This window comes from Deefgea sp. CFH1-16, from assembly GCF_016881365.1.
GTDB lineage: Bacteria > Pseudomonadota > Gammaproteobacteria > Burkholderiales > Chitinibacteraceae > Deefgea.
The window spans coordinates 1,980,751-2,005,726 of the sequence record NZ_WLYT01000001.1 but is presented as its reverse complement, the minus strand read 5'-3'; the positions used below and the strand labels follow the sequence as shown (position 1 = coordinate 2,005,726).

General features: G+C 46.5%; 21 protein-coding genes, 2 tRNA genes, 3 rRNA genes and 4 pseudogenes. 8 read left to right on the top strand and 22 right to left on the bottom strand.

The genetic code is table 11. From position 1 onward, the window contains the following. Positions 1 to 124 precede the first annotated feature (124 nt). Positions 125 to 1,350: pseudogene (gene icd, locus GKO28_RS11020) on the top strand (NADP-dependent isocitrate dehydrogenase). Between the two features lie 133 nt (positions 1,351 to 1,483). On the opposite strand, the gene GKO28_RS11015 reads toward icd, so the two are convergent. After that, positions 1,484 to 1,687 carry a cold-shock protein gene (locus tag GKO28_RS11015; RefSeq protein WP_173533122.1) on the bottom strand — a complete coding sequence of 68 codons (204 nt, stop codon included), beginning with the start codon at positions 1,685 to 1,687 and terminating at the stop codon, positions 1,484 to 1,486. A gap of 239 nt (positions 1,688 to 1,926) precedes the next feature. Here GKO28_RS11015 and clpS point away from each other — a divergent pair, with 239 nt between their 5' ends. Then, positions 1,927 to 2,238, top strand: a complete 312-nt coding sequence (clpS, locus tag GKO28_RS11010) for an ATP-dependent Clp protease adapter ClpS (protein WP_173533121.1) — start codon at positions 1,927 to 1,929, stop codon at positions 2,236 to 2,238. Further along, positions 2,235 to 4,500 (top strand): annotated as a pseudogene (clpA, locus tag GKO28_RS11005) (ATP-dependent Clp protease ATP-binding subunit ClpA). Before clpS ends, clpA begins: the two are co-directional and overlap by 4 nt. Before the next feature lie 75 nt (positions 4,501 to 4,575). Here the strand turns inward: clpA and GKO28_RS11000 are convergent. The 15 genes from GKO28_RS11000 to GKO28_RS10940 form a co-directional block, all read right to left on the bottom strand. Continuing rightward, the gene (locus GKO28_RS11000) at positions 4,576 to 5,394 is read right to left on the bottom strand and encodes a mechanosensitive ion channel family protein (protein ID WP_203564104.1); all 819 of its coding nucleotides are present in this window, start codon (positions 5,392 to 5,394) and stop codon (positions 4,576 to 4,578) included. 86 nt (positions 5,395 to 5,480) lie between these two features. Continuing rightward, positions 5,481 to 6,368, bottom strand: a complete 888-nt coding sequence (gene xerD, locus GKO28_RS10995; RefSeq protein ID WP_203564313.1) for a site-specific tyrosine recombinase XerD — start codon at positions 6,366 to 6,368, stop codon at positions 5,481 to 5,483. A 31-nt stretch (positions 6,369 to 6,399) separates the two neighbouring features. Beyond that, complete coding sequence (locus GKO28_RS10990; protein WP_182076280.1) at positions 6,400 to 6,885, bottom strand: methylated-DNA--[protein]-cysteine S-methyltransferase; 486 nt, start codon at positions 6,883 to 6,885, stop codon at positions 6,400 to 6,402. Between the two features lie 67 nt (positions 6,886 to 6,952). After that, positions 6,953 to 8,017 carry a glycoside hydrolase family 18 protein gene (locus tag GKO28_RS10985; RefSeq protein ID WP_182076279.1) on the bottom strand — a complete coding sequence of 355 codons (1,065 nt, stop codon included), beginning with the start codon at positions 8,015 to 8,017 and terminating at the stop codon, positions 6,953 to 6,955. Positions 8,018 to 8,095: 78 nt separating this feature from the next. Continuing rightward, complete coding sequence (locus tag GKO28_RS10980) at positions 8,096 to 8,446, bottom strand: RidA family protein (RefSeq protein ID WP_182077463.1); 351 nt, start codon at positions 8,444 to 8,446, stop codon at positions 8,096 to 8,098. An 85-nt stretch (positions 8,447 to 8,531) separates the two neighbouring features. Continuing rightward, positions 8,532 to 8,912: a transposase gene (locus GKO28_RS19860; protein WP_307839099.1), complete on the bottom strand. Its 381-nt coding sequence runs from the start codon at positions 8,910 to 8,912 to the stop codon at positions 8,532 to 8,534. 22 nt (positions 8,913 to 8,934) lie between these two features. Then, the gene (locus GKO28_RS19855; RefSeq protein ID WP_247646491.1) at positions 8,935 to 9,411 is read right to left on the bottom strand and encodes a fatty acid desaturase; all 477 of its coding nucleotides are present in this window, start codon (positions 9,409 to 9,411) and stop codon (positions 8,935 to 8,937) included. After that, positions 9,384 to 9,719, bottom strand: a complete 336-nt coding sequence (locus GKO28_RS19850) for a hypothetical protein (RefSeq protein WP_247646490.1) — start codon at positions 9,717 to 9,719, stop codon at positions 9,384 to 9,386. The genes GKO28_RS19855 and GKO28_RS19850 overlap by 28 nt, the downstream gene beginning before the upstream one ends. 87 nt (positions 9,720 to 9,806) lie before the next feature. Then, complete coding sequence (locus GKO28_RS10970) at positions 9,807 to 11,111, bottom strand: mechanosensitive ion channel family protein (protein WP_182076278.1); 1,305 nt, start codon at positions 11,109 to 11,111, stop codon at positions 9,807 to 9,809. Continuing rightward, positions 11,108 to 11,617: an adenylyltransferase/cytidyltransferase family protein gene (locus GKO28_RS10965; protein ID WP_182076277.1), complete on the bottom strand. Its 510-nt coding sequence runs from the start codon at positions 11,615 to 11,617 to the stop codon at positions 11,108 to 11,110. Before GKO28_RS10965 ends, GKO28_RS10970 begins: the two co-directional genes overlap by 4 nt. A 202-nt stretch (positions 11,618 to 11,819) precedes the next feature. After that, a 5S ribosomal RNA gene (gene rrf, locus GKO28_RS10960) occupies positions 11,820 to 11,933 on the bottom strand. A gap of 255 nt (positions 11,934 to 12,188) precedes the next feature. Then, positions 12,189 to 15,083, bottom strand: a 23S ribosomal RNA gene (locus GKO28_RS10955). Positions 15,084 to 15,443: 360 nt separating this feature from the next. Further along, a tRNA-Ala gene (locus tag GKO28_RS10950) sits at positions 15,444 to 15,519 on the bottom strand. A 7-nt stretch (positions 15,520 to 15,526) separates the two neighbouring features. Then, positions 15,527 to 15,603: transfer RNA gene (locus GKO28_RS10945), tRNA-Ile, on the bottom strand. A gap of 128 nt (positions 15,604 to 15,731) precedes the next feature. After that, positions 15,732 to 17,266: ribosomal RNA gene (locus tag GKO28_RS10940) — 16S ribosomal RNA — on the bottom strand. Together the 16S, 23S and 5S rRNA genes with 2 tRNA genes alongside form the textbook arrangement of a ribosomal RNA operon. A gap of 547 nt (positions 17,267 to 17,813) precedes the next feature. Here GKO28_RS10940 and grxC point away from each other — a divergent pair. The 5 genes and pseudogenes from grxC to GKO28_RS22830 all read left to right on the top strand — a co-directional run bounded on the left by grxC (position 17,814) and on the right by GKO28_RS22830 (position 20,139). Beyond that, positions 17,814 to 18,068, top strand: coding sequence for a glutaredoxin 3 (grxC, locus tag GKO28_RS10935; RefSeq protein ID WP_173533112.1), 255 nt, complete (start codon positions 17,814 to 17,816; stop codon positions 18,066 to 18,068). Positions 18,069 to 18,171: 103 nt separating this feature from the next. Then, entirely contained in the window at positions 18,172 to 18,651 is a 480-nt protein-coding gene (gene secB, locus GKO28_RS10930; RefSeq protein WP_173533111.1) for a protein-export chaperone SecB, read from the top strand. A 40-nt stretch (positions 18,652 to 18,691) separates the two neighbouring features. Further along, positions 18,692 to 18,970: an SH3 domain-containing protein gene (locus GKO28_RS10925; protein ID WP_182076276.1), complete on the top strand. Its 279-nt coding sequence runs from the start codon at positions 18,692 to 18,694 to the stop codon at positions 18,968 to 18,970. Continuing rightward, positions 18,942 to 19,109 carry an SH3 domain-containing protein gene (locus GKO28_RS10920; protein ID WP_182076275.1) on the top strand — a complete coding sequence of 56 codons (168 nt, stop codon included), beginning with the start codon at positions 18,942 to 18,944 and terminating at the stop codon, positions 19,107 to 19,109. The genes GKO28_RS10925 and GKO28_RS10920 overlap by 29 nt, the downstream gene beginning before the upstream one ends. Positions 19,110 to 19,145: 36 nt before the next feature. Next, positions 19,146 to 20,139, top strand: a pseudogene (locus tag GKO28_RS22830) (NAD(P)H-dependent glycerol-3-phosphate dehydrogenase). Between the two features lie 401 nt (positions 20,140 to 20,540). On the opposite strand, the gene GKO28_RS10910 reads toward GKO28_RS22830, so the two are convergent. From GKO28_RS10910 to GKO28_RS10885, 6 genes and pseudogenes are all read right to left on the bottom strand, one after another. Then, positions 20,541 to 20,768: a hypothetical protein gene (locus GKO28_RS10910; RefSeq protein ID WP_182076274.1), complete on the bottom strand. Its 228-nt coding sequence runs from the start codon at positions 20,766 to 20,768 to the stop codon at positions 20,541 to 20,543. A gap of 398 nt (positions 20,769 to 21,166) precedes the next feature. Then, positions 21,167 to 22,233: pseudogene (gene mnmA / locus GKO28_RS10905) on the bottom strand (tRNA 2-thiouridine(34) synthase MnmA). Then, a complete protein-coding gene (locus GKO28_RS10900; RefSeq protein ID WP_307838991.1) occupies positions 22,230 to 22,700 on the bottom strand; it encodes an NUDIX hydrolase in 471 nt (156 codons plus the stop codon). The pseudogene mnmA and the gene GKO28_RS10900 overlap by 4 nt, the downstream one beginning before the upstream one ends. 76 nt (positions 22,701 to 22,776) lie before the next feature. Beyond that, positions 22,777 to 23,580, bottom strand: a complete 804-nt coding sequence (locus GKO28_RS10895; RefSeq protein ID WP_182076273.1) for an acyltransferase — start codon at positions 23,578 to 23,580, stop codon at positions 22,777 to 22,779. Further along, a complete protein-coding gene (locus GKO28_RS10890) occupies positions 23,534 to 23,857 on the bottom strand; it encodes an acyltransferase (protein ID WP_182076272.1) in 324 nt (107 codons plus the stop codon). Before GKO28_RS10890 ends, GKO28_RS10895 begins: the two co-directional genes overlap by 47 nt. Positions 23,858 to 23,963: 106 nt before the next feature. Continuing rightward, the gene (locus GKO28_RS10885) at positions 23,964 to 24,839 is read right to left on the bottom strand and encodes a metal ABC transporter solute-binding protein, Zn/Mn family (protein WP_182076271.1); all 876 of its coding nucleotides are present in this window, start codon (positions 24,837 to 24,839) and stop codon (positions 23,964 to 23,966) included. Positions 24,840 to 24,976 lie beyond the last annotated feature (137 nt).

Below are 24,976 nucleotides of genomic sequence, written 5' to 3'. Positions count from 1 at the left end.
ATTGTCTAGTAAATCTTGGCAGAATGGCGATAAACCTGTGATAATAGTTCGGTTTTTACCGCGACAAAAACTTTAATAAGCTTGCGGTGAACGTTTTCAACCACTGAATTCACAGGTGTGCCCGATGAGTCTAATCAAAGTCCCACAAGGGGGCGAAAAGATCGTTCCTAACCTAGCAACGCCAAACAATCCTATCATCCCATTTATCGAAGGTGATGGTATTGGCGTGGATATCACCCCAGTAATGATCGATGTTGTCGATGCCGCTGTGAAAAAGTGCTACGGCGACGACCGTAAAATCCACTGGATGGAAATCTATTGCGGCGAGAAAGCCTCTAAATTGTACGCTGATGGCTCATATCTGCCACAAGAAACCCTCGATGCATTAAAAGAATACGTGGTTTCAATTAAAGGCCCATTGGCAACACCAGTTGGCGGCGGCATCCGTTCATTGAACGTGGCATTGCGTCAAAATTTGGATCTTTACGTTTGCTTACGCCCAGTGCGCTACTTCCAAGGCGTACCATCGCCAGTGAAGCACCCAGAACGCGTTGATATGACGATCTTCCGTGAAAACACCCGAAGACATCTACGCCGGTATCGAATGGGATGCTGAATCTGAAGGCGCGAAAAAAGTTATCGAATTCTTACAAAAAGAAATGGGCGTAACTAAAATCCGTTTCCCAGAAACTTCATCGATCGGTATCAAACCAGTATCGAAAGAAGGTACTGAGCGTCTGGTTCGCAAAGCCATTCAATACGCTATCGACAACAACCGTCGCAGTGTTACCTTGGTTCACAAAGGTAACATCATGAAGTTTACCGAAGGCATGTTCCGTACTTGGGGCTATGAATTAGCGCGCAATGAATTCGGCGCGGTTGAGATCGACGGTGGTCCATGGATGCAACTACCAAACGGTATCGTCATCAAAGACGTGATCGCTGATGCATTCTTGCAACAAATCCTTGTTGCGTCCAGCAGATTACGATGTGATTGCCACATTGAATCTAAACGGCGACTACATTTCTGATGCCTTGGCAGCAGAAGTTGGCGGTATCGGTATCGCACCAGGCGCGAACTTGTCTGACAACATTGCTTGCTTTGAAGCCACTCACGGCACGGCACCAAAATACGCAGGCCAAGATAAAGTGAACCCAGGTTCAATCATCTTGTCGGCTGAAATGATGTTGCGTCATATGGGCTGGACTGAAGCTGCTGACAAAATCATCGAAGCAATGGGCAAAGCCATTGCCGACAAGCAAGTAACTTATGACTTCGCTCGTTTGATGGACGACGCAGAAGAAGTATCTTGCTCAGCGTTTGGTAAAGCCATGATCGCTCGCATGTAAACACAATGCGTGTTTGACATTCAAACCCCTGTCAATGGCAGGGTTTTTTTACGTTTATGCATCATATTTTAGTATCACCACAACAAAAAAACCCGCCGAGGCGGGTTTTTGTTTTTTTCACTTAAATCGAAAATTAAGCAGCTTGGATGTTACCAGCTTGCTTGCCTTTCTGACCTTGAGTGATATCGAAAGAGACACGTTGGCCTTCTTTCAATGTTTTGAAGCCTGGCATGTTGATCGCAGAGAAGTGAGCGAAAAGATCTTCGCCGCCTTCGTCTGGAGTAATAAAGCCAAAGCCTTTAGAATCATTGAACCACTTAACAGTACCTAATGCCATGTTGAGGACATCCTGAATAACAAAAATAAAATAAATTGCCGATCGTACTAAAGTACAAAACCGGTAAACCGGTTTGTCGTGGGCATCCCAAAACAAACATGTATAACTTTTTACGCCACTTTGACATATAAGGTCAAGCATAAATAATAGATACGCGGCACACTGTGGTATTGCATTCACGCTTGAAAAAATCGTGGTGAGCGCCAAAATAAAGATTGAATAGGGACTAAGATAAAACAATGGCGATCCAGCATCAGAACGATACCGAACTCAAAGACGCAGCAGTTCGAACTGCACCACCACCGATGTGGCAGGTGGTGCTACTCAATGACGATTACACTCCAATGGACTTCGTGATTGATGTGTTACAGCATTTTTTTGCAATGCCAAGCGAAAAGGCCAACCAAATTATGCTGAAAGTCCACACTGAGGGTCGTGGTATTTGTGGGGTTTATCCTCAAGATATCGCGGCAACGAAAGTAGCTGAAGTTACACAGTATGCTCGGGCGCATCAGCATCCGTTGCAATGCATTATGGAGGTGAGTCAATGATCGCCCAAGAACTTGAAGTTAGTCTGCACATGGCGTTTATGGATGCCAGACAAAAGCGCCACGAATACATTACTGTGGAGCATTTATTGCTAGCTCTGCTCGACAATCCTTCTGCCATTGATGTTATTAAAGCGTGTGGCGCAAACCTAGACGAACTCCGTCGCCAGCTTGGGGATTTTGTCACTGAGCATACGCCCGTGGTCTCAGGCAGTAATGAAGTTGAAACCCAGCCCACAATCGGCTTTCAACGCGTCATTCAGCGCGCTATTTTGCACGTTCAATCCTCAGGCAAAAAAGAAGTCACTGGTGCAAATGTGCTAGTGGCTATTTTTGGCGAAAAAGACAGTCACGCGGTGTATTTTTTACATCAGCAAGGCATTACGCGGCTTGATGTGGTCAATTACATCGCCCATGGCATTAGTAAATCAGCCAGTAGCCAACCGGCAACCCCTCGCGCCGAACCCAATGAGGATGGAGAAACAGAGACCACGCCTGGTGGCGCATTAGAAAGCTACACCCAAAATATGAATGAGCAGGCTCTGGCGGGAAAAATAGATCCGCTCATTGGCCGCGATGCTGAGCTTGAACGCGTGATTCAAACTTTATGCCGTCGCCGCAAAAATAACCCACTCTTAGTCGGCGAAGCGGGGGTAGGAAAAACCGCTATTGCCGATGGCTTGGCGCGTTGTATCGTCGAAGGACAAGTCCCGGATATTCTGGCTGATGCCACTGTATATACGCTGGATATGGGGGCACTCTTAGCCGGCACAAAATATCGCGGTGATTTTGAGCAACGCCTCAAAGCCGTGATTAAACAATTGGCTGACGAGCGCAATGCCATTTTATTTATTGATGAAATTCATACGCTGGTTGGTGCTGGAGCGGCTTCTGGTGGCACACTTGACGCCTCAAACCTACTGAAACCGGCGTTATCCAATGGTACTTTAAAATGCATTGGCGCCACCACCTACAACGAATATCGCGGTATTTTTGAAAAAGATAATGCACTATCGCGTCGCTTCCAAAAAATCGATGTGGTTGAACCGAGTATTGAGCAAACCATTGAAATTTTAAAAGGTTTGAAAGATAAATTTGAACAGCACCATGGTGTGAAATACACCCAAGCGGCGCTCAGCACTGCGGCAGAATTGTCTGCAAAATACATCAATGATCGTCATTTGCCGGATAAAGCCATTGATGTGATTGATGAGGCAGGCGCTGCGCAAAAAATATTGCCGCGTTCAAAACAAAAGAAAACCATTGGCAAAGGTGAAATCGAAGACATTATTGCTAAAATTGCCCGAATTCCGCCTAAATCAGTATCAAGCAATGATAAAGACACGCTAAAAACGCTCGAGCGTGATTTACGTAATGTCGTTTTTGGCCAAGAAAAAGCGATTGAAGTGCTCGCTACATCGATCAAAATGGCCAGAGCTGGCTTAGGTAATCCGCTTAAACCCATCGGCTCATTCTTATTTTCTGGACCAACAGGCGTTGGTAAAACGGAGGTTGCCCGTCAATTAGCCTATACGATGGGCATCGAGCTGATTCGTTTTGATATGTCTGAATATATGGAACGGCACGCCGTGAGCCGTTTAATCGGCGCGCCACCGGGATATGTGGGCTATGAGCAAGGTGGTTTACTCACCGAGGCCGTGAATAAACATCCATACTCGATCTTATTGCTGGATGAAATCGAAAAAGCACATCCGGATATTTATAACGTTTTTATTGCAAGTGATGGATCATGGCACGCTCACCGACAATAATGGTCGTAAAGCCGATTTTCGGAATGTCGTCATTATTATGACCACCAATGCCGGTGCAGAAATGTTGGGTAAATCAACGATTGGCTTTACCAATAAAAAAGAAGCTGGCGATGAAATGCAAGAAATAAAGCGCCTGTTTACGCCAGAGTTTCGCAATCGTATTGATGCCATCATTCCTTTTGCTTCATTAACGCATAGCATTATTTTGCAAGTGGTCGACAAATTCCTCATGCAACTCGAAGCACAATTACACGAGAAAAAAGTCGAAGCGCATTTCACCGATGCACTTAAAGACTACCTTGCCAAACACGGTTTTGACCCGCAAATGGGCGCCCGCCCAATGGCTAGGTTGATTCAAGATACCATTCGCAAAGCACTTGCAGATGAGTTGTTATTTGGACGTTTAGCTGGCGGTGGCGAAGTCACCATCGATATTGATAATGAAGGCAAGGTATTGCTCAATCTACCAGAACTAGAAAAGGTTTCGGCTTAATACCCTACTCTCATGCAATAAAAAACCCGCAGAATTAAAGTCTGCGGGTTTTTTATTATGTCGTAGCAAAATGTTTTATTGTGCCGTATTTTCTTTTTGTTGAACCACCACCAAATGCGATGGCGTCGGCGCTGGGAATGTCGCTAAAGTATCTAAAATCGCCTTATTCGCTTGGAAGTAAACTTGCCAGTAATGATCATTATGGCAATATGGGCGCACGGCAAGAACGGGGCCAACCAATTGAAATTCAAGCACTTCAACCTCAACACCTGGCTCAACCATCACATTCGGAATCTTCGCAATCGCCTCTTTCAGTAAGGCAATTGCTTTTTCAGCATCAGCGGCACCAGAAAGCTGGGCTTTTAAATCAACTCGGCGATATTTAGTTGCGGTGTAGTTCTGAATATTATCCGTAAAGATTTTATTATTACCAACAAAAGTCAGCACATTATCTGGCGTCATAATTGTTGAAGAAAATAGCCCAACTTCATGTACTACCCCCGTTACCCCACCGGCAGTGATCATGTCTCCAACTTTAAAAGGCCGCAATACAATTAAAAATGCACCGCCAGCAAAGTTAGCCAACAACCCAGACCACGCCATACCTACAGCAAGACCCACAGCAGCAAGCAAAGCCGCAAAAGTCGTGGTTTGAATGCCGAAGTAACCCAAAATGCCAATCACTAGCAGCACATTCAACAAGACAGTCACAGCAGAGCCAACATAGCGTAAAACCGTCGCATCGACTTTCTGCCGGACTAAACCCGCTTGAATAAACCGCACCACCATGCCAATAAGCCAACGACCGATAACCCAAAAAGCAATACCGGCGATAATTTTTACACCAAACTCAGCAACATATCCCATGATGATATCTTGATATTTGCTAACCATGCTTGTATCCATTTTAATCTCCAATGTAAGTGCCATTGAGTGGCAATATTAAAAGATTATCCGATAAGCATAAAAGCGCAAATTATTTACCCTCTTGGGTGGTTAGTTTGATGCAATATTTTCAATCTGGCCGATGCAACCTGTGTGTAAATTTGAGTTGTAGTTATGTCAGAATGCCCCAGTAACATTTGCACCACCCGCAAATCAGCGCCATGGTTAAGTAAATGAGTGGCAAATGCGTGTCTTAATACATGCGGACTGAGCAACTCTGCCGGTATATTTGCCTGTACTGCATACTGTTTAATAATAAACCAGCAGCCTTGTCGAGTGAGTGGCTCGCCACGTTGATTTAAAAACAACGTGGCTTGCGCGGCATTTTTGAGCAGTAGTAAACGCGCCTCTGTAAGGTAACGGCTGAGCCATTGTGCCGCCCACTCGCCAATGGGCACCAAACGCTGTTTTCCACCTTTACCATTCATAACCCGAATGTATTTCTCACGTAGGAAAAGATGATTTACCGATAACTCAACCAGCTCAGTTACGCGTAATCCAGTGGCATACATTAGCTCAAGCATGGCTCGATCACGCAAACCGGCGGCAAGATTGATGTCTGGCGCAGCCAATAAAGCGGTAATACTCGCCTCAGGTAAGGCTTTAGGTAACGGTCGAACTCGACGTGGCGAGGTTAATTCAGCGGTGGGGTCGACTGTAATTTGCCCATTGAGCAAGGCTTGCCGATAAAACTTACGCAAACTAGCCATTCGCCTAGCTAAGGTCGAGGCCTTCATGTCGCGAGATTGCCGAGCTAAAAATGCCTGCATCGCATCTCGATCAGCATTCAATAAACCTTGTTCACGCTCACTGGCGAGCCATTCAGCCCAAATCAGTAAATCACGACGATAACTTTCAATGGTGTTGCTCGCCAAACCATCCCCGAGCCAAATAGCGTCCAAAAATTGATTGATCAACCCCATCTCGCTGTCGGTAATCATTGGCAAAGGCGCTTTATTGGCCATCAATAACACCTTCATGTTGTAATAGCCAGCGCTTGATAGGTAACCAATCAAGTCCATTTCGGTTGGCATTAAAACCGCCAAGTCCATGCATCGCCACTACTCGATGACAAGGAATCACCAATGGAATTGGGTTACGCCCGCACGCCCCACCAATCGCCCGTGGGCTAGATGTACAACGCCGAGCAATCTCGGCATAAGTCAGCACTTCACCCGCAGGAATCTCGGAGATGGCTTGCCATACTTTCAGTTGATGCGGAGTACCATTGAGTTGATAAGGCAAATCAAAAACAAATTTAGGCGCATTAAAATACGCCAAAATCTGCCGCTGCGCCTCTTGCAATAAGGGGTGATGATTTGCTTGTAATGGCGTGTCAGCAACTAGAAAATCCACGGCACTTAAATATTCGTCTTGCAAGCTCAAACCAATTCGCCCAAAAGGCGTCGCAATCACGGCATCAGACGGTATGCCAAGCATAATCATCACTCCTCAGGTATATAATGCAAACCCTTATAAGATATTGGCTACAGATATATACCACCAATCAATCTTGTAGGTTTTGCCACAATACATCCAATAAGACGTTACTTTGATCTTCAGTGTATTCCCAAAACATAGCGCCAGCTAAACCGTGCTGTTTCACATATTGTCCTTTCAGCGCGATCGACTCAGCATCTTCATAACTAATAAACTCATCACCATCATACAACCATGGCACCTGTGCTGATTCGTCCCAATGCCGAGTAAAATGACCGCTAGGGATAAGCTCATTCGCAATTTTGTAATAACTATGCGTACCATTCGATTGCGCTCGACCCTCGGCGCCTAAACCTGGACTCGCCACACCCAATAAACTCCGGCCATAAAATGGACAACCCAACACCATTTTTTCTGCAGCAACACCATGATCGAGAAAAAGCTGTACACCTCGGTCAGCACTATCACCACTAGGATCATGGGCGGCGGTCAATAAATTAGCATGATGCCCTGCGCGAGTGGCCCAACCATTATAAAAATCGTAAGTCATCAAATTAATAAAGTCGCACTTCGCCGCGACTTTCTCAAGCTCAACGCCCTCTAAATAGTATGTGCCTACTCCCGCAGCAATGGTCAGCAAATAAGGGGAGCTACGTTCCATTTGCGCGGAGGCATCATCTAAATGAATCCGTAATGCGCTCAGCATTAAAGTAAAATTCTGCCGATCTTCTGGTCGCGCCTTAATACCTGCCATCGCATTACTTGGATATTCCCAATCCAAATCAACACCATCAAATTGATATTTCTGCATAAAGCGCAGTGTTGAACGGCTAAATTGCTCACGTGATGTCTCGGTTAACGCCGCATCAGAAAAACCATCTGCGCCCCAACCGCCAATCGATATCAAGATTTTTAATGCTGGATTTCTAAGTTTTAATTGCTGCAATTGCGCACATATTTTCTGACAATACGCTGCATTACTAAGCAGTGGATCACCAGCATCTTGTTCAATCACTTCGCCATCAACCACTTTGGCGAAGGCATAGCAAAGATGCGTTAACTTTTCTACCGGCAAAGCACTGATATCGCATTGCTGCCAACTTGCTAAGTACGCCAACATAATTCGAGACATCTGCAACCTCGTTAGACAATGAAAGACCCGAATCACACTACCCAATTATTAACTTACATTCTATGCACAATAACCAATTTATAACGCGGCGATCACCGTCATTTCTACCTTGTAACGGGGGTCAGCTAATTTAGCTTGAACGGTTGCTCTGGCAGGTGTGTGCCCTTGAGAGACCCATTCACCCCACGCTAAATTCATCGCATCAAAATCAGCCATATCAGTGATAAAAATTGTAACCTGCAAAATTTTTGTCTTATCTGAACCCACTTCTGCCAACAAGCGATCAATGCACGCTAAAACTTCAACAGTTTGTCCTAAGGCATCTTTGTCTAAATCTTCAGCAATCTGCCCTGCCAAATAAACGGTGTTGTTATGCACTACGGTTTCACAAAGACGAGGGCCAACATGGTAACGCTGAATAGATGACATTGTTTTATTCTCCAAAAATAAATATAAAAAGGCGAACCTACGGTTCGCCTTCAATTAATGATGACACTATTTTAAAACTTTTTTCTTAAGCAATCGCACGTAATCGCAAAGAAAATTCACGTAATGATTGAATACCGCTATTTTCTGCGCGTATGCACCAATCTTGTAATTGCAAAATTAATTCATGACGATTTAATGTTGATCGCTCCCAAATACGCGTTAATTCTTGCCGCATTTGATATACCTGCTCCAGCACTTTACTTTGCGTCAAAATTAATTCCAAATGGATTTTATCGCTAGCCGAGGTATCTTTTGCATCTTGCTTTAACCAAAGCTTCATGCGTTTTGTAATATCAAAACTCATTGAAGGCAAGGCAGCAGTTGCCGATAAATGCTCAATCTCTGCAGCAACAGTTTGTTTTAAAGTACGCGCATAATGCGCGGCAATTGCATATCGATTGGCAATAATCGCTTGTAAGACATGCTCATCAAGCTCGGGGCGAATACTGGTAACTTTTTAATTTCGGTGCGACTTTACGAATTTTTGCTAAACCCAAAATAGCCATCGTTCGGATATACAGCCAACCAATATCAAATTCAAACCACTTATAAGATAACTTCGCTGAGGTACCAAATGTATGATGATTATTATGTAATTCTTCTCCGCCAATCAAAATACCCCAAGGGATTAAATTTGTAGATGCATCTTCTGTTTCAAAATTACGATAGCCCCAGTAATGCGCAAATCCATTGATAATGCCTGCAGCAGTCACAGGAATCCATAACATTTGCACGGCCCAAATCCAAATACCATTTACCCCAAACAGTAATAGATCAATAACAGCCATTAAAGTTGGTCCCCAAGATGCATAGCGCGAATACAAATTACGCTCTAAAAAATCATCCGGAGTACCATGCCCATATTTTTGCAATGTTTCTAAATTCGCTGCTTCTGCTCGATACAACTCCCAACCCTGCCAAAATACTTTACCAATACCCAGTATCTGTGGGCTATATGTGGATCATCGACACTCTCACACTTGGCATGATGCTTGCGATGAATTGCTGCCCACTCCTTAGTTACTTGCGCCGTGGTTAACCACAACCAGAAACGAAAAAAATGGCTTATCAATGGGTGTAAATCAAGCGCACGATGCGCTTGATGCCGATGCAGGTAAATCGTTACCGATGCAATCGTAATATGCGTTAGCGTGAGGACGACTAATACATAGCCCCACCACGGTAAAACAACCATTCCATTAAGCCATTCCATTCCATCTTCCTTGTGCAAGGTTTATGCCATTGCGATTAAAAATAATCGAACGCTGATTTTACTCAGCATTCCTCAAAAACAACAGCATTACACATTTGAATTGGGTAAAACTGATCCAGGTAAAATCGTAATATCACGCCGAGGATAAGGAATCTCAATATTATTTGCTTTAAATGCCCGCCAGATTTTCATATTTAAGTCAGATTTCAAACCCATCTGTCCATTTTCTGGATCTGCCAACCAAAAACCTAACGTCAAGTTAATACCACTATCGGCAAATGCTGTAACAAATGCCCCTGGAGCTGGTTCTTTCAAAATACGAGATTCATCTTGAGTAATCTCTGTCATGAGTCGCATAACTTGATCTAAATCTGAGTTATATGCCACCTGAATAGGCAGACCAACCCAGACCGAACGATCGTTATAAGACTGATTCACGACGGTTTGAGAAATTAAAGTGTCATTTGGTACCAAAGCTTCAGTGCCATCAGGCGCTTTTAAAACAATATAGCGAGAAGTTAAGCCACTAATAATGCCTTGGCGATTATCAACTGAAATCAAATCGCCTAATTTTATCGAGCGATCCAACAGAATAATAAAACCAGAAACATAATTAGAAGCAATTTTTTGTAAGCCAAAACCCAAACCGACACCTAAGGCACCACCAAATACCGACAGCACCGTTAAATCAATACCAACCATAGATAAAGACGCAAGCACCGCCAATACAACTAACAGCGAACGCATTACCTTAACTAGCACAACACGAACGTTCATATCCATAACATCTGTAGACATTAAACGCTGCTCGATTAAGCGTCCAATCCACATTGCAATCAGTAGCGTCGCACCAACCGACAATAAACCCTGAATTACGGTAAGTATAGATATATGAACTTTTCCAGCATCAAAACTAATCGTATCTAATGTCTCTAAAATCTGAGGTAAAATACCCACAACATGCAATACATAACCAATCCAAATGATTGCAGCAATATATCGCTCCCAACGCTGCACCCAAGTTGCACCTTCAAAAGTTCTTCGAATAATATAAACAAGAATACGAATATTTACTAAGCCAACCATCAGTAGATTAGCAAGACGCAATAAAGAGCTGGTTTGTCCTTCAAACACTTGGTATGTAATATTGCCTAGAGTAACGAAAATCAATGCTAACACAGGAAATAATAAACGCTGCACACCGTCATTAGCTAATTGCCAACGGAAGTTTTTTGCTGCAACACGTTTTTTTGAACGATTTACAATTAAAAAAGCTAAACCCCAGCATGACAATAGAACAGCAATTTGTAATAAGAAGTCTGCACTAAAGAAACCTAAATGCTTAATATCCTTAACGACATTGAATAAAACATTTTCTGTATTTAAACTCATTCATCACCTCTAATTTTCTTCAATGTCTGGGTCGTAGAAGTAACAAATAAAAATGGTATTGAATGTACAGCCCCACCTCTGGCTAAAACTTCTCGACTGCCGATGATCTGCTCTAATTGCCAATCGCCACCTTTAACAAGAATATTCGGCTGAACGTAATCAATTAAATTAAAAGGCGTATCTTCATTAAACCAAGTCACAAGATCAACCGCAGCTAAACTAGCGATCACTGCAGCACGGTTAGCCAGAGAATTAATTGGTCGATCATCTCCCTTACCTAAACGACGCACCGACTCGTCAGTATTCAATGCAACAATCAGGCTCGCCCCCAATGCACGAGCCTGCGCCAAATAAGTAACATGACCACGATGTAAAATGTCAAAAACACAGCCATTAGTAAAAACCAAGGGGCGTGCTAGTAATTGAATTTTCTCTGCCAATAACTCTGGCGGGCAGATTTTACTCTCGAATTCAGGCATAGAATAAATAGGTAGAGCGTTTTGCATTAAAGCCCCTTTGATTTAAAAATTAATTTAGCTGTGAAGTTCTGAATACTAACCTAAGTTAAAGTTATCACACCAATAAAATAAGAGCGATGAACTACGTATTTAAATGTAGTAAATATCAATTCTATTTGGTAGTGTCTTCAGTAAAAGTAAAGGACAGCAAAAAGCCCGACTCTTTCGAATCGGGCTTCTCTATAGGGAAGTCTGGCAATGACCTACTTTCACACGGGCAATCCGCACTATCATCGGCGCTGAGGTGTTTCACTGTCCTGTTCGGGATGGGAAGGAGTGGGACCACCTCGCTATGGTCGCCAGACATTAAACTGTCTGGTGCAACTCTTTCGAGTCACACGAGAGTTATCGCATTCAGCTTCTGCTCTTGACTTGGAATCTTATTTCCTCATCTCACAACCGCCTACAACGCTAACTCGTAAAATCAATAGAAGAAGTAATTATACTACACTTTCCAACCACACTGTTTCAGTATTTGTCTTCGTATTCATGCACTTACGTACATTCCTACGTATTTGGGTCGATTATATCCTTCGTCGCACTACGCGCTTCAGGTTATAGGATCAAGCCTCACGAGCAATTAGTATTGGTTAGCTTAACGCATTACTGCGCTTCCACACCCAACCTATCAACGTCCTGGTCTCGAACGACTCTTTAGAGGATTTAAAACCCTAGGGAAATCTCATCTTGAGGCAAGTTTCGCGCTTAGATGCTTTCAGCGCTTATCTCTTCCCGACTTAGCTACCCGGCAATGCCACTGGCGTGACAACCGGTACACCAGAGGTCAGTCCACTCCGGTCCTCTCGTACTAGGAGCAGCCCCTCTCAAATTTCCAACGCCCACTGCAGATAGGGACCAAACTGTCTCACGACGTTTTGAACCCAGCTCACGTACCACTTTAAATGGCGAACAGCCATACCCTTGGGACCGGCTACAGCCCCAGGATGTGATGAGCCGACATCGAGGTGCCAAACTCCGCCGTCGATGTGAACTCTTGGGCGGAATCAGCCTGTTATCCCCGGAGTACCTTTTATCCGTTGAGCGATGGCCCTTCCATACAGAACCACCGGATCACTATGTCCTGCTTTCGCACCTGCTCGACTTGTCGGTCTCGCAGTTAAGCCGCCTTTTGCCATTACACTATCAGTACGATGTCCGACCGTACCTAGGCGACCTTCGAGCTCCTCCGTTACAATTTGGGAGGAGACCGCCCCAGTCAAACTGCCTACCATGCACGGTCCCCGATCCGGATAACGGACCAAGGTTAGAACCTCAAAGGGGTCAGGGTGGTATTTCAAGGACGGCTCCACTGAAACTAGCGTCTCAGCTTCAAAGCCTCCCACCTATCCTACACAAACCACTTCAAAGTCCAATGCAAAGCTACAGTAAAGGTTCACGGGGTCTTTCCGTCTAGCAGCGGGGAGATTGCATCTTCACAAACACTTCAACTTCGCTGAGTCTCGGGAGGAGACAGTAGGGCCATCGTTACGCCATTCGTGCGGGTCGGAACTTACCCGACAAGGAATTTCGCTACCTTAGGACCGTTATAGTTACGGCCGCCGTTTACTGGGGCTTCGATCAAGAGCTTGCACCCCATCAATTAACCTTCCAGCACCGGGCAGGCGTCACACCCTATACATCCACTTTCGTGTTGGCAGAGTGCTGTGTTTTTGATAAACAGTCGCAGCCCCCATTTCTCTGCGGCCTTATATAGCTCCAAACGCAAGGTTCTTCACCTATAAGGCACACCTTCTCCCGAAGTTACGGTGTTAATTTGCCGAGTTCCTTCTCCCGAGTTCTCTCAAGCACCTTAGAATACTCTTCCTACCCACCTGTGTCGGTTTGCGGTACGGTTCAATATAAGCTGAAGCTTAGTGGCTTTTCTTGGAAGCAGGGTATCAGTTACTTCATCACCTAAGTGAATCGTCATCATGCCTCAGCGTTAACAGCGTCCCGGATTTGCCTAAGACACCCGCCTACACACTTAAACCAACTATTCCAACAGTTGGCTAACCTAACCTTCTCCGTCCCCACATCGCACTTATATCAAGTACAGGAATATTAACCTGTTTCCCATCGACTACGCATTTCTGCCTCGCCTTAGGGGCCGACTCACCCTGCGCCGATGAACGTTGCGCAGGAAACCTTGGGTTTTCGGTGAGGGAGCTTTTCACTCCCTTTATCGCTACTCATGTCAGCATTCGCACTTCTGATACCTCCAGCATCCTTCTCAAGACACCTTCACAGGCTTACAGAACGCTCCTCTACCATATGCCATAAATGGTCATATCCGCGTCTTCGGTTATCAATTTGAGCCCCGTTACATCTTCCGCGCAGGACGACTCGACCAGTGAGCTATTACGCTTTCTTTAAATGATGGCTGCTTCTAAGCCAACATCCTGGCTGTCTGTGCCTTCCCACCTCGTTTTCCACTTAATTGATCATTTGGGACCTTAGACGGCGGTCTGGGTTGTTTCCCTCTTGACCCAGGACGTTAGCACCCCAGGTCTGTCTCCCATGCTCGCACTTGACGGTATTCAGAGTTTGCCATGGTTTGGTAAGTCGCGATGACCCCCTAGCCATAACAGTGCTTTACCCCCGTCAGTGATACATGAGGCACTACCTAAATAGTTTTTTCGAGGAGAACCAGCTATTTCCAAGTTTGTTTAGCCTTTCACCCCTATCCACAGCTCATCCCCTAACTTTGCAACGTTAGTGGGTTCGGACCTCCAGTGCGTGTTACCGCACCTTCATCCTGGCCATGGATAGATCACTTGGTTTCGGGTCTACGCCCAGCAACTATGCGCCCTATTCGGACTCGGTTTCCCTACGCCTCCCCTATTCGGTTAAGCTCGCTACTGAACGTAAGTCGCTGACCCATTATACAAAAGGTACGCAGTCACCCCATTTTTCAAGGGCTCCCACTGTTTGTATGCATCCGGTTTCAGGTTCTATTTCACTCCCCTCCCGGGGTTCTTTTCGCCTTTCCCTCACGGTACTGGTTCACTATCGGTCGATGATGAGTATTTAGCCTTGGAGGATGGTCCCCCCATCTTCAAACAGGATTTCTCGTGTCCCGCCCTACTTCTCGTACGCTTAGTACCACAATTGACTTTTCATATACGGGACTATCACCCACTATGGTTGGACTTTCCATTCCATTCTATTAAGTCTACTGCTATCACGTACAGGCTCTTCCCATTTCGCTCGCCACTACTTTGGGAATCTCGGTTGATTTCTTTTCCTCCGGTTACTTAGATGTTTCAGTTCACCGGGTTCGCTTCGCTAGACCTATGTATTCAGTCTAGGATGACCCAAAAGGGCCGGGTTTCCCCATTCGGAAATCGTGGGATCAAAGCACTTTGCCAGCTCCCCCACGCTTATCGCAGGCTATCACGTCCTTCGTCGCCTATCATCGCCAAGGCATCCACCAGATGCACTTATTCGCTTGATCCTATAACCTCAAACACGTAAAACGTATCTCAGATTAATGAAATCGTATTTGCGACTTGCAAGTGAGTTCTCATTTCACTTGCGGTTCAGTTCCACTGGCATGAGACCAGCACAACTGAACAGATACAATCAACCCAATATTTTTACTTTGAAACTAAACTCAACAACAACTGCAAGCAGTTATTCTCAAATCAAATTCCATTACAATGTTTATTGGAATTAATTACTTCTTCTATTTTGTTAAAGAGCGATATTTAATTAATCATTAAATGAATAATCATTCTAATTTTAGAAACCAGAATAAAATACACTGCACACAACAACGTGCAATACATAGAATTCTATTTTCTACAGCAGACAATGGTGGAGGTTAACGGACTCGAACCGTTCACCCCCTGCTTGCAAAGCAGGTGCTCTACCAGATGAGCTAAACCCCCGTGATACTGGTGGGTCAGATAGGAATCGAACCTATGACCCCCGCGTTATCAACACGGTGCTCTAACCAACTGAGCTACTGACCCATATCGTCGTCAAACCAACTCAATGTCAAAGTATCTAATTGCTTAGTACTTCTTCATGTCGTCAAGCCGACATTCTTCAAATCTACAGCCGATGAGTGTGAGTACTTAATCTACCAATCTTTCTCTTGAAAGGAGGTGATCCAGCCGCAGGTTCCCCTACGGCTACCTTGTTACGACTTCACCCCAGTCATGAATCCTACCGTGGTAACCGGACTCCCGAAGGTTATCCTAGCTACTTCTGGTAAAACCCACTCCCATGGTGTGACGGGCGGTGTGTACAAGGCCCGGGAACGTATTCACCGCGACATGCTGATCCGCGATTACTAGCGATTCCGACTTCATGCACTCGAGTTGCAGAGTGCAATCCGGACTACGATCGGTTTTGTGAGATTAGCTCCCCCTCGCGGGTTGGCGACCCTCTGTACCGACCATTGTATGACGTGTGAAGCCCTGGTCATAAGGGCCATGAGGACTTGACGTCATCCCCACCTTCCTCCGGTTTGTCACCGGCAGTCCCATTAAAGTGCTCAACTGAATGTTAGCAACTAATGGCAAGGGTTGCGCTCGTTGCGGGACTTAACCCAACATCTCACGACACGAGCTGACGACAGCCATGCAGCACCTGTGTTACGGTTCCCGAAGGCACTCCTCTATCTCTAAAGGATTCCGTACATGTCAAGACCAGGTAAGGTTTTTCGCGTTGCATCGAATTAATCCACATCATCCACCGCTTGTGCGGGCCCCCGTCAATTCCTTTGAGTTTTAGTCTTGCGACCGTACTCCCCAGGCGGTCTACTTCACGCGTTAGCTGCGTTACTAAGCTCCGAAAAGCCCAACAACTAGTAGACATCGTTTAGGGCGTGGACTACCAGGGTATCTAATCCTGTTTGCTCCCCACGCTTTCGTCCATGAGTGTCAGTATTAGGCCAGGGGGTTGCCTTCGCCATCGGTGTTCCTCCACATCTCTACGCATTTCACTGCTACACGTGGAATTCCACCCCCCTCTCCCATACTCTAGCGAGACAGTCATAAACGCAATTCCTAGGTTGAGCCCAGGGATTTCACGTCTATCTTATCAAGCCACCTGCGGACGCTTTACGCCCAGTAATTCCGATTAACGCTTGGACCCTACGTATTACCGCGGCTGCTGGCACGTAGTTAGCCGGTCCTTATTCTTCGGGTACTGTCATCCCCAGTAGTTATTAACCACTAGGATTTCCTCCCCGACAAAAGCGCTTTACAACCCGAAGGCCTTCTTCACGCACGCGGCATTGCTGGATCAGGCTTTCGCCCATTGTCCAAGATTCCCCACTGCTGCCTCCCGTAGGAGTCTGGACCGTGTCTCAGTTCCAGTGTGGCGGATCCGTCCTCTAAGACCCGCTACTGATCGTTGCCTTGGTAGGCCTTTACCCTACCAACTAGCTAATCAGCCATCGGCTGCTCCAATAACGTGAGGCCTTGCGGTCCCCCACTTTCCCCCTCAGGGCGTATGCGGTATTAGCACTCCTTTCGAAGCGTTATCCCCCATTACTGGGTACATTCCGATGTATTACTCACCCGTTCGCCACTCGTCAGCGGTGCAAGCACCCTGTTACCGTTCGACTTGCATGTGTAAAGCATGCCGCCAGCGTTCAATCTGAGCCAGGATCAAACTCTTTCGTTTAATCTAGCTGAATTTACATACTTGGCTTAGTACTCATTACTCAAAGAAACACTTGGTTAAAAACCAAGATTTCTTTTAAATCTTGAGTGTAAGCACTTGTTTGACTGGCAAACCAAGCACTCACACTCATCGGCTGTATTTTGTTAAAGATCAGTGGCTTAGACACCGAAATCAGCTGGAAAACCGCTTGTTTCGTTTGCTGTGTCAGCAGCAGAGAGGCCGAACTATACCCACCCACCTAAAGTCCGTCAATACCTAGTTGCAAAGAAAATCGAGGCAAGGCGATAAGCTATTGATTTATAAAAAATAAAATTTAAAGCATTTTAACTATTTAAAGCTAGAGTGCTCATGATTATTAAATTTAATCACTCATATATTATTGAAACGAACATCAAAACTACGCAAATGACATACAAGCGGCTCAATTAAAGTTATATGTCATGCATTTTAATCATGAAAAAACCATTCTAGATCTTGTTTCCGCTTCATTTGCCCCTATGTTCTTAACAAGATTAAATAAGCGATATACCGTTTGAGGAATAAATTGATGGCGAAAGTAACAATGTATAGCACCGGTACTTGCCCATACTGCGACCGCGCTGAACGCTTATTACAGCATAAAGGAATTACTGATTTAGTTAAAATCCGAGTCGATCTCGATCCAAGCCAAAGACAAGTCATGGTAGAGCGTGGTCAACGTACTGTGCCGCAAATTTATATCGACGATTTTCATGTGGGTGGCTTTGATGACCTCGCTGCGCTAGATCGTGCCGGTAAACTCGACCCATTACTGAATAAATAGTATCGTCTCAATGGCATCGACATCGCAAACTATGCGATGATTTCTATTGAAGCACCGTAAAATTCAGTTTTATATATTACGCAACCGTTTTTAAGGGATGATCATGAGCGAAGAAACTCAAGAAGTACAACAACCGATTTTTGCCGTACAAAAACTTTATGTAAAAGATATCTCTCTTGAATCTCCAAGTGCACCGAATGCATTTATGGAACAAGAACAGCCAGAATTTAACATTCAGTTCCGCAATCAAGCGCGTAGCTTTGACAATGGCTTTTTTGAAGCCAGCTTAACAGTGACCGCCACTGCAACCGCTGAAGATCGGACCATTTTCTTGGTTGAGATTACTCAAGCCGGTTTATTCCAAATCGAAAACGTGCCAGAAACTGAACTTGATCCACTACTTGGCATTGGCTGCCCAAGTATTTTATTCCCTTACCTACGTGAAGCCGTTTCTGACTTAACGACTCGTGCAGGCTTCCCACCACTGCTTTTACAGCCAATCAACTTTGAAGGCATTTATATGCAACAACGCCAACAAGCTGAAGCGGCAGCACAAGAAGCCAATGAACAAATCACACATTAATTTGGTAACGCGATCTGCGTTATTAAATCGAGTGTGCGTCATGAGCCTACTTGCCATTTTGGCAAGTGGCGCTCAGGCGGTTGATTACCGATCAACCGCACGCCACGGCGTCATTGTTTATGATGCCCCTGCCGACACAGCCAGCAAACGTTTTATTCTCAGCGCTAACATTCCACTCGAAATGCTCAGCGAGCAAGGCGACTGGATTCGCGTTCGTGATCGTGATGGCACGCTAAGCTGGATTAAAAAAATCCGATGTAGTCGCCCGTCGCTACGTCCAAGTCAGCCGAATGAGTGCCGTTCACCAAGCGGCGAATAAATCATCGGCGACCATCTATAAAGTAGAACGTAATGTACTACTTGAACTACTCGACTCTGCGGGCTCAGGCTGGCTAAAAGTCAAACATCGCGACGGTCCAATTGGCTTCATTCGTATTGAAGATGTTTGGGGCGCTTAAGGCGTCGATTCTCCGCGCAATCAAGAGGAATACCCATTGAAACTAGCTGTTTTAGGCGCTGGCGCTTGGGGCACCGCCCTTGCCATTCGATTTGCTGACCGCCAAACCGTCAGCCTGTGGTCGCGTGAGGCCGAACAAGTAACACAAATGCAGGCAGAACGCTGCAATCAGCGCTACCTCGCCGAGGCCCCCTTCCCTGACAATCTCAGCGTGACCGCAACACTCGCCGACGCCATTGCTGATGCTGGCTTGATCCTCATCGTGACGCCGATGTCAGGATTACGCAGCACGCTCAAAGCGCTGCGCGAACTCGGCAGCACTGCCCCGGTACTGTGGGCGTGTAAAGGTCTTGAAGCCGGCACCATGAAATTGCCACATCAAGTTGCGCTCGAAGAAATGGACGATGCCATTCCGCGCGGCATGTTATCTGGCCCAAGTTTTGCGCAAGAAGTCGCCAAAGGTCTACCAGCCGCAGTCACTATCGCCTCGAGTGATGCCGCTTTTGCTCAACAAGTGGTGCAAGACTTAAATACCAGCGTGCTGCGCCTCTATGCCAGCGACGATTTAATCGGCGTTGAAATCGGCGCCGCAGTTAAAAAACGTGATGGCGATTGCCGCTGGCGTTGCCGATGGTTTGAACCTGGGCCTGAATGCCCGAGCCGCACTACTCACTCGCGGTCTAGCGGAAATGGCGCGTTTCTCCACCGCACTCGGCGGCAAGGCCGAAACCATGATGGGCTTGGCGGGGATTGGCGATTTGATGCTGACCGCGACTGGCGACTTATCGCGTAACCGCCGTGTTGGACTGTTGCTGGCGCAAGGTTTAAATTTGGACGAAGTGTTAAAAAACCTCGGTCACGTCGCCGAAGGTGTACCGACCGCACGTGAAGTGGTGAGCCAAGCGGCGGCGCTGAATATCGAAATGCCCATCAGCCGCGCCGTTTGCCAAGTGCTATTTGACAACGTGCCGGTCAGCGAAATCATTACCGACCTAATGGGCCGCAGCCCGAAAATGGAAACGATGCAATAGAGGTATTTAACACTAGCTATTTACAGATAATGGCTGCATAACAATACCCATGAAAAAGCCACTCGATTGAGTGGCTTTTTTAATTCAGGAACAAGGACCCCACAGCCAGCATTTAATAGGAAATAGTAGATAGCGAATGGCAAAAATAAACAGCGCGATAATTATGTCGTTGCAGTATTGATGCAGCCGTAGGGTGGGTTAGGCCGCCGCATGGCATCGAAAAACACCATTGTGTTTCGGCCGTAACCCACCGGAACGCGAATTTAGATAGACAGCGTCACGGTGGGTTACGTCCGCTTTAGCAGTTGCTCCTCTGAAACACCTTGTGTGGCGGACTAACCCACCCTACGATTGCACCAGATTCGGCTTTATTGCTGCTTACGAGTTAGGCAGAACCTCATTTAATTTTTAATTTTTCTCCACAGGGCATTCAAATTTACTCCAATGCCATTTATGTTGGGTTTAAATTCGAAAATATCATCAATCGCTTCCGCTTTGGATGGAACAGTCACCTCATTATTTTCAGCAACGAGTCCAGTCACATTTTTGATTTTTGCAAGTGTTTCAGTATTTGTTTTATTACCATGGAGCTCAACGTCTTTAGAATCTTCGATTTCAAACATAGCCATTTTAAACCCCCTTATTCTTAAGAAATTCGATATAACTCAGAACCAAAATGACTGTGGGTTTCAAACGAAATAAAGGTTCATGAAATTCTGTATTGTTATGCGCTTTCAAACCACTAACGTTCCTAGCTCGAACACCAGTGCGAACCTGAGAAAAAGACGTCTCCGTGACGCTGAGGTTTTCACTATTTATGGCATCAACTGCAATGTCAAAGCCAGAAATATGGCAATTCAGAATACGTATATCTTTGCAGCCCTCAATCAGGATTCCTGTGCTCATTAATAATATTCCCAGAACATGCTTGATGAAATAAAAAACCATCGATGAAAAGATCTGCCCTTACACGTATTTTGCCTATCATCCATAGGCTAAACGAATAGTTTCACCACCACCTCATCCCTCACTGAATTATCCCCCCACCCAAGCAAACCTCATCCTTATACAGCACCATCGACTGCCCCGGCGTCATCGCCCATTGGGGTTCATCGAACACCAGCTGCACGCCGCCGTCGACGTAGCTCAGCGTACACGCAGCGTCTTGTTGGCGATAACGGGTTTTGGCGGTGTAGCGACCCTCAAGCGGGGTTTCACCCAAAATCCATGAGCAATCTTTGGCGATCATGGTGGTATTGAGTAGCAGCGGATGATCGTGACCCTGCACCACGAGTAGCTCATTGGTCTCGAGATTTTTGCCCGCGACACAAACCATGGTTCGGTATTGCCTTTGGTGCCGCCGATGCCCAAGCCGCCGCGCTGACCGAGCGTGTGGTACATCAAGCCTTGATGCTCGCCCATCACTTTACCTTCCGGCGTGACCATTTTGCCCGGTGTTTTGGGCAGATAGCGATTTAAAAACTCACGGAATGGCCGCTCGCCGATAAAACAAATGCCGGTCGAATCTTTTTTCTTTGCGTTTGGCAGATTAATTTCTTCAGCAATCACACGCACTTCGGTTTTTTGCAAATCGCCGAGTGGAAATACCGCGTGCGAAATTTGCTCTTGGCTCAAGCGATACAAGAAATACGTTTGATCTTTGCTTTGGTCGGCAGCGCGCAGCATTTCGGTACGGCCGTCGGATCGCAAACGAGTCTTTGCGTAGTGGCCGGTAGCCAATTTTGCGCCGCCGAGTTTAATGGCGAATTCCAAAAAAGATTTGAATTTGATTTCGCTATTACACAAAATATCCGGATTGGGCGTGCGGCCAGCCGAATATTCGGCCAAGAAATGCGCGAACACGCGGTCTTTGTATTCCGCGGCAAAATTGACCAACTCGATATCGATGCCGAGCAAATCAGCCACCGCAATCGCATCCATGCTGTCTTCTTTGATCGAGCAATATTCGTCGCTATTGTCGTCTTCCCAGTTTTGCATAAACACGCCGTGCACTTCGTGCCCCGCCGCTTTGAGTAAATGCGCCGCCACCGACGAGTCCACGCCGCCAGATAATCCAATCACAATTTTTGTCATTTCGCTAACCTATCAAAATCTTTCAGTACCGCCAGCGGGTACGACTGCCCCGCCAAATAATCATCCACACACGCCAATAATAACGGGCTGCGATGCTGATCGGCTCGCGCCACAATCTCGTCACGCGTCAACCACACCGCCGCTTCAATGCCGTCATCGAGCGACAGCGTCGGATCGCATTCGCCCAAAACGCCAGTAAAAGCAAAGCGCAAATAGGTTCGCTCACTGCCCGGCACCGTCCATTGATACAGGCCCTGAAATGCGGTTGGCGTGAATGTATATGCGGTTTCTTCGCGCGTTTCACGCTGGCAAGCGGCGACAATCGATTCACCAAATTCAATATGGCCCGCCGGTTGATTGAGTTTTAACTCACCCTCAATGCGCTCTTCAACCAGCAAAAATCGACCGTCTTTTTCGATCACCGCGCAAACGGTGGCATTGGGTTTCCACATGGCTGTCTTGTTCACGTCAAATAATGTTCGATTTTACCTGAAGCTCGCCATCGACGGGGTAAGCGACTATCGGTCGCATTACACACGCGGCTTAAGCGCGTGCCAAAACTTGCTTGCCCCAACGAATGCCACGCAATTCAATCGCGTGATAGCTCCAGCGTGACAGCCATAACACCAAGGCCAAAATCGCCAAGCCGAGTAAATTATCGCCCCAGGCACTGCCGCTACTGAGATACACCAAGCCATTGCCTACGCGGTGCCATTGCGGGAAAAAGGTTTCAAATCCGGCTTGAATCAAATGCACCACGGCGTAATGCGTGAGGTAAATTGAAAACGACCATTTACCCAGATTCACCCACCACGCTTGCCGCAGGACGCGAGAAATCATGCCGCCTTCAAACGCAAAGCCGATGATGGCCACAGCAAATGCCCACGCGGCAAAAAAGCTCTTCATTGGGTATTGCGCGGTAATCACCACATACAAAGCGATTAAGAGCAATACCTCAATCACACTGCCCAGAACACGGCCAATCTGCCAACGATGGATCACATCAAAGCCGTGATACGCCAAAGCGCCTAAGAAAAAACACGTGATGCCGCGAAACCCGCCGCTACCAACAAAATCGGCTTGCAAATACACACACGCCGAGCAACCAAGCAGCACCAGCGCAAAAGCCCAGCGCTGAAAACGACCGCTAGCCCAGAGTATCAGCCCGAACAGCACATAGAGATAGAACTCCACGCTGATACTCCATGCCGGGCCATTAAAGGCAAACGGGTCTGCCGTTGGTAACCACGCTTGCAGCAAGACAATTTGGTACAGCCACTGCCCAGTCATCGCCCATGCGTTATGGCCCACTTGCAGCAACAGCAACACGGTAAACAGCAGCAACATCACCAGATGCAGCGGATAAATCCGAAAAAAACCGGCTCACCATATAGCGCGCAAACCCACGGCCATTCATCGCTTCTTGCTGGTAGCGATAAGCCAGCACAAAGCCACTGAGGGTAAAGAAAAACTCCACCATTAAGCCGGCCGAGCGAAAAAAGTCCCATTCGCTAAAGCCTTGCCATAAATGCAGATGAAACACGACCACACTCAAGGCACAAAGGCCACGAAAGCTATCTAAAACAATGAAACGATGTTTATGCCTAGGGCTGGGATGCGTCATACGATTACACAAAAAATCGCCGGCGATTGCCGGCGTTAGCATTAAAAAAAACAAGTCAGCGCGCAAAAATCAAACCCGCGCCTTGCCCCGCGATCAGCGCCGCAGCTTACTGTAAAGCGCGCAAAATAGCTTGGGTATTGTATTCAAATAAGCCCATCCAGCTATTGGCTGGCGCTTGCTTGGCCAAAGCATCGGAGTAAATCGGCGGGCCAACTTTAGCGCCCGTTTCGCGGGCGATTTGCTCAATCAATTTTGGATTGCTGATATTTTCGGCAAATACCGCTTTGATTTGGCTTTTACGCATTTGGCGAATTAACACCGCCATTTCTTTGGCGCTCGGTTCAGCTTCGGTCGAAATGCCCTGCAAAGGGAAAAACTCAATCGCATAACGATGGCCTAAATAACCCAAGGCATCGTGCGACGTGACCACTTTCTTTTTGCCACTTGCAATTGCGGCAAAAGCCGCTGCGGTGCGTTGATCCAACTGCGTGATTTTGGCTTTAAACGCCGCCGCATTGGCTTGATAAGCCGCCGCATGGCTGGCGTCGGCCGCTTGCAACGCAGCGCTAATTTGATCGACCATCAGCAATACGGCGCGCGGATCATGCCAAGCATGTGGATCGGTTTTGCCATGACTGTGCCCATGGTCATCATCCAGTGCCAAAGGCTTAAAGCCTTTGGTCACCGTAATGACTTTACCTTTGTAGGCCGCAGCTTGTTCAACGCGTTTTAGCCAGCCTTCAAAACCCAGCCCATTGACAAAAAACAGCGAAGCGCCCGACAGTTTTTTTAAATCGGCGGGTTTGGCCTGCCACACATGCGCATCCTCGCCCGGCCCCACCAGCGTAGTCACTTGCACGTGATCCCCACCCACTTCTTGCACTAGATTGCCCAAAATACTAAAGCTGGCAACGACTTTAAGCGGCGCGGCAAAGCTGAAAGAACTCAGCAGCAAACACATCACAGCAAACATTGAGCGCATCACATTTCCATTTAATCAGCGTGTCCATAGACACTCACGTTAAGCAACAAAGCACATCGAAGTGCTGCATTTTGAACTAGAGATCAGTGCCGCCGATGGCGACACCAAAAAAACTGATGCTGTTCAGATTGCATGTT

What these genes read in the sequence shown, in the direction of transcription:
- GKO28_RS11015 (WP_173533122.1), bottom strand. Translation starts at nt 1,687, where the DNA reads ATGGCATTAGGTACTGTTAAGTGGTTCAATGATTCTAAAGGCTTTGGC.
- clpS (WP_173533121.1), top strand. Translation starts at nt 1,927, where the DNA reads ATGGCGATCCAGCATCAGAACGATACCGAACTCAAAGACGCAGCAGTT.
- GKO28_RS11000 (WP_203564104.1), bottom strand. Translation starts at nt 5,394, where the DNA reads ATGGTTAGCAAATATCAAGATATCATCATGGGATATGTTGCTGAGTTT.
- xerD (WP_203564313.1), bottom strand. Translation starts at nt 6,368, where the DNA reads ATGGGGTTGATCAATCAATTTTTGGACGCTATTTGGCTCGGGGATGGT.
- GKO28_RS10990 (WP_182076280.1), bottom strand. Translation starts at nt 6,885, where the DNA reads ATGCTTGGCATACCGTCTGATGCCGTGATTGCGACGCCTTTTGGGCGA.
- GKO28_RS10985 (WP_182076279.1), bottom strand. Translation starts at nt 8,017, where the DNA reads ATGTCTCGAATTATGTTGGCGTACTTAGCAAGTTGGCAGCAATGCGAT.
- GKO28_RS10980 (WP_182077463.1), bottom strand. Translation starts at nt 8,446, where the DNA reads ATGTCATCTATTCAGCGTTACCATGTTGGCCCTCGTCTTTGTGAAACC.
- GKO28_RS19850 (WP_247646490.1), bottom strand. Translation starts at nt 9,719, where the DNA reads ATGGAATGGCTTAATGGAATGGTTGTTTTACCGTGGTGGGGCTATGTA.
- GKO28_RS10970 (WP_182076278.1), bottom strand. Translation starts at nt 11,111, where the DNA reads ATGAGTTTAAATACAGAAAATGTTTTATTCAATGTCGTTAAGGATATT.
- GKO28_RS10965 (WP_182076277.1), bottom strand. Translation starts at nt 11,617, where the DNA reads ATGCAAAACGCTCTACCTATTTATTCTATGCCTGAATTCGAGAGTAAA.
- grxC (WP_173533112.1), top strand. Translation starts at nt 17,814, where the DNA reads ATGGCGAAAGTAACAATGTATAGCACCGGTACTTGCCCATACTGCGAC.
- secB (WP_173533111.1), top strand. Translation starts at nt 18,172, where the DNA reads ATGAGCGAAGAAACTCAAGAAGTACAACAACCGATTTTTGCCGTACAA.
- GKO28_RS10925 (WP_182076276.1), top strand. Translation starts at nt 18,692, where the DNA reads ATGAGCCTACTTGCCATTTTGGCAAGTGGCGCTCAGGCGGTTGATTAC.
- GKO28_RS10920 (WP_182076275.1), top strand. Translation starts at nt 18,942, where the DNA reads ATGAGTGCCGTTCACCAAGCGGCGAATAAATCATCGGCGACCATCTAT.
- GKO28_RS10910 (WP_182076274.1), bottom strand. Translation starts at nt 20,768, where the DNA reads ATGGCTATGTTTGAAATCGAAGATTCTAAAGACGTTGAGCTCCATGGT.
- GKO28_RS10895 (WP_182076273.1), bottom strand. Translation starts at nt 23,580, where the DNA reads ATGTTGCTGCTGTTTACCGTGTTGCTGTTGCTGCAAGTGGGCCATAAC.
- GKO28_RS10890 (WP_182076272.1), bottom strand. Translation starts at nt 23,857, where the DNA reads ATGACGCATCCCAGCCCTAGGCATAAACATCGTTTCATTGTTTTAGAT.
- GKO28_RS10885 (WP_182076271.1), bottom strand. Translation starts at nt 24,839, where the DNA reads ATGCGCTCAATGTTTGCTGTGATGTGTTTGCTGCTGAGTTCTTTCAGC.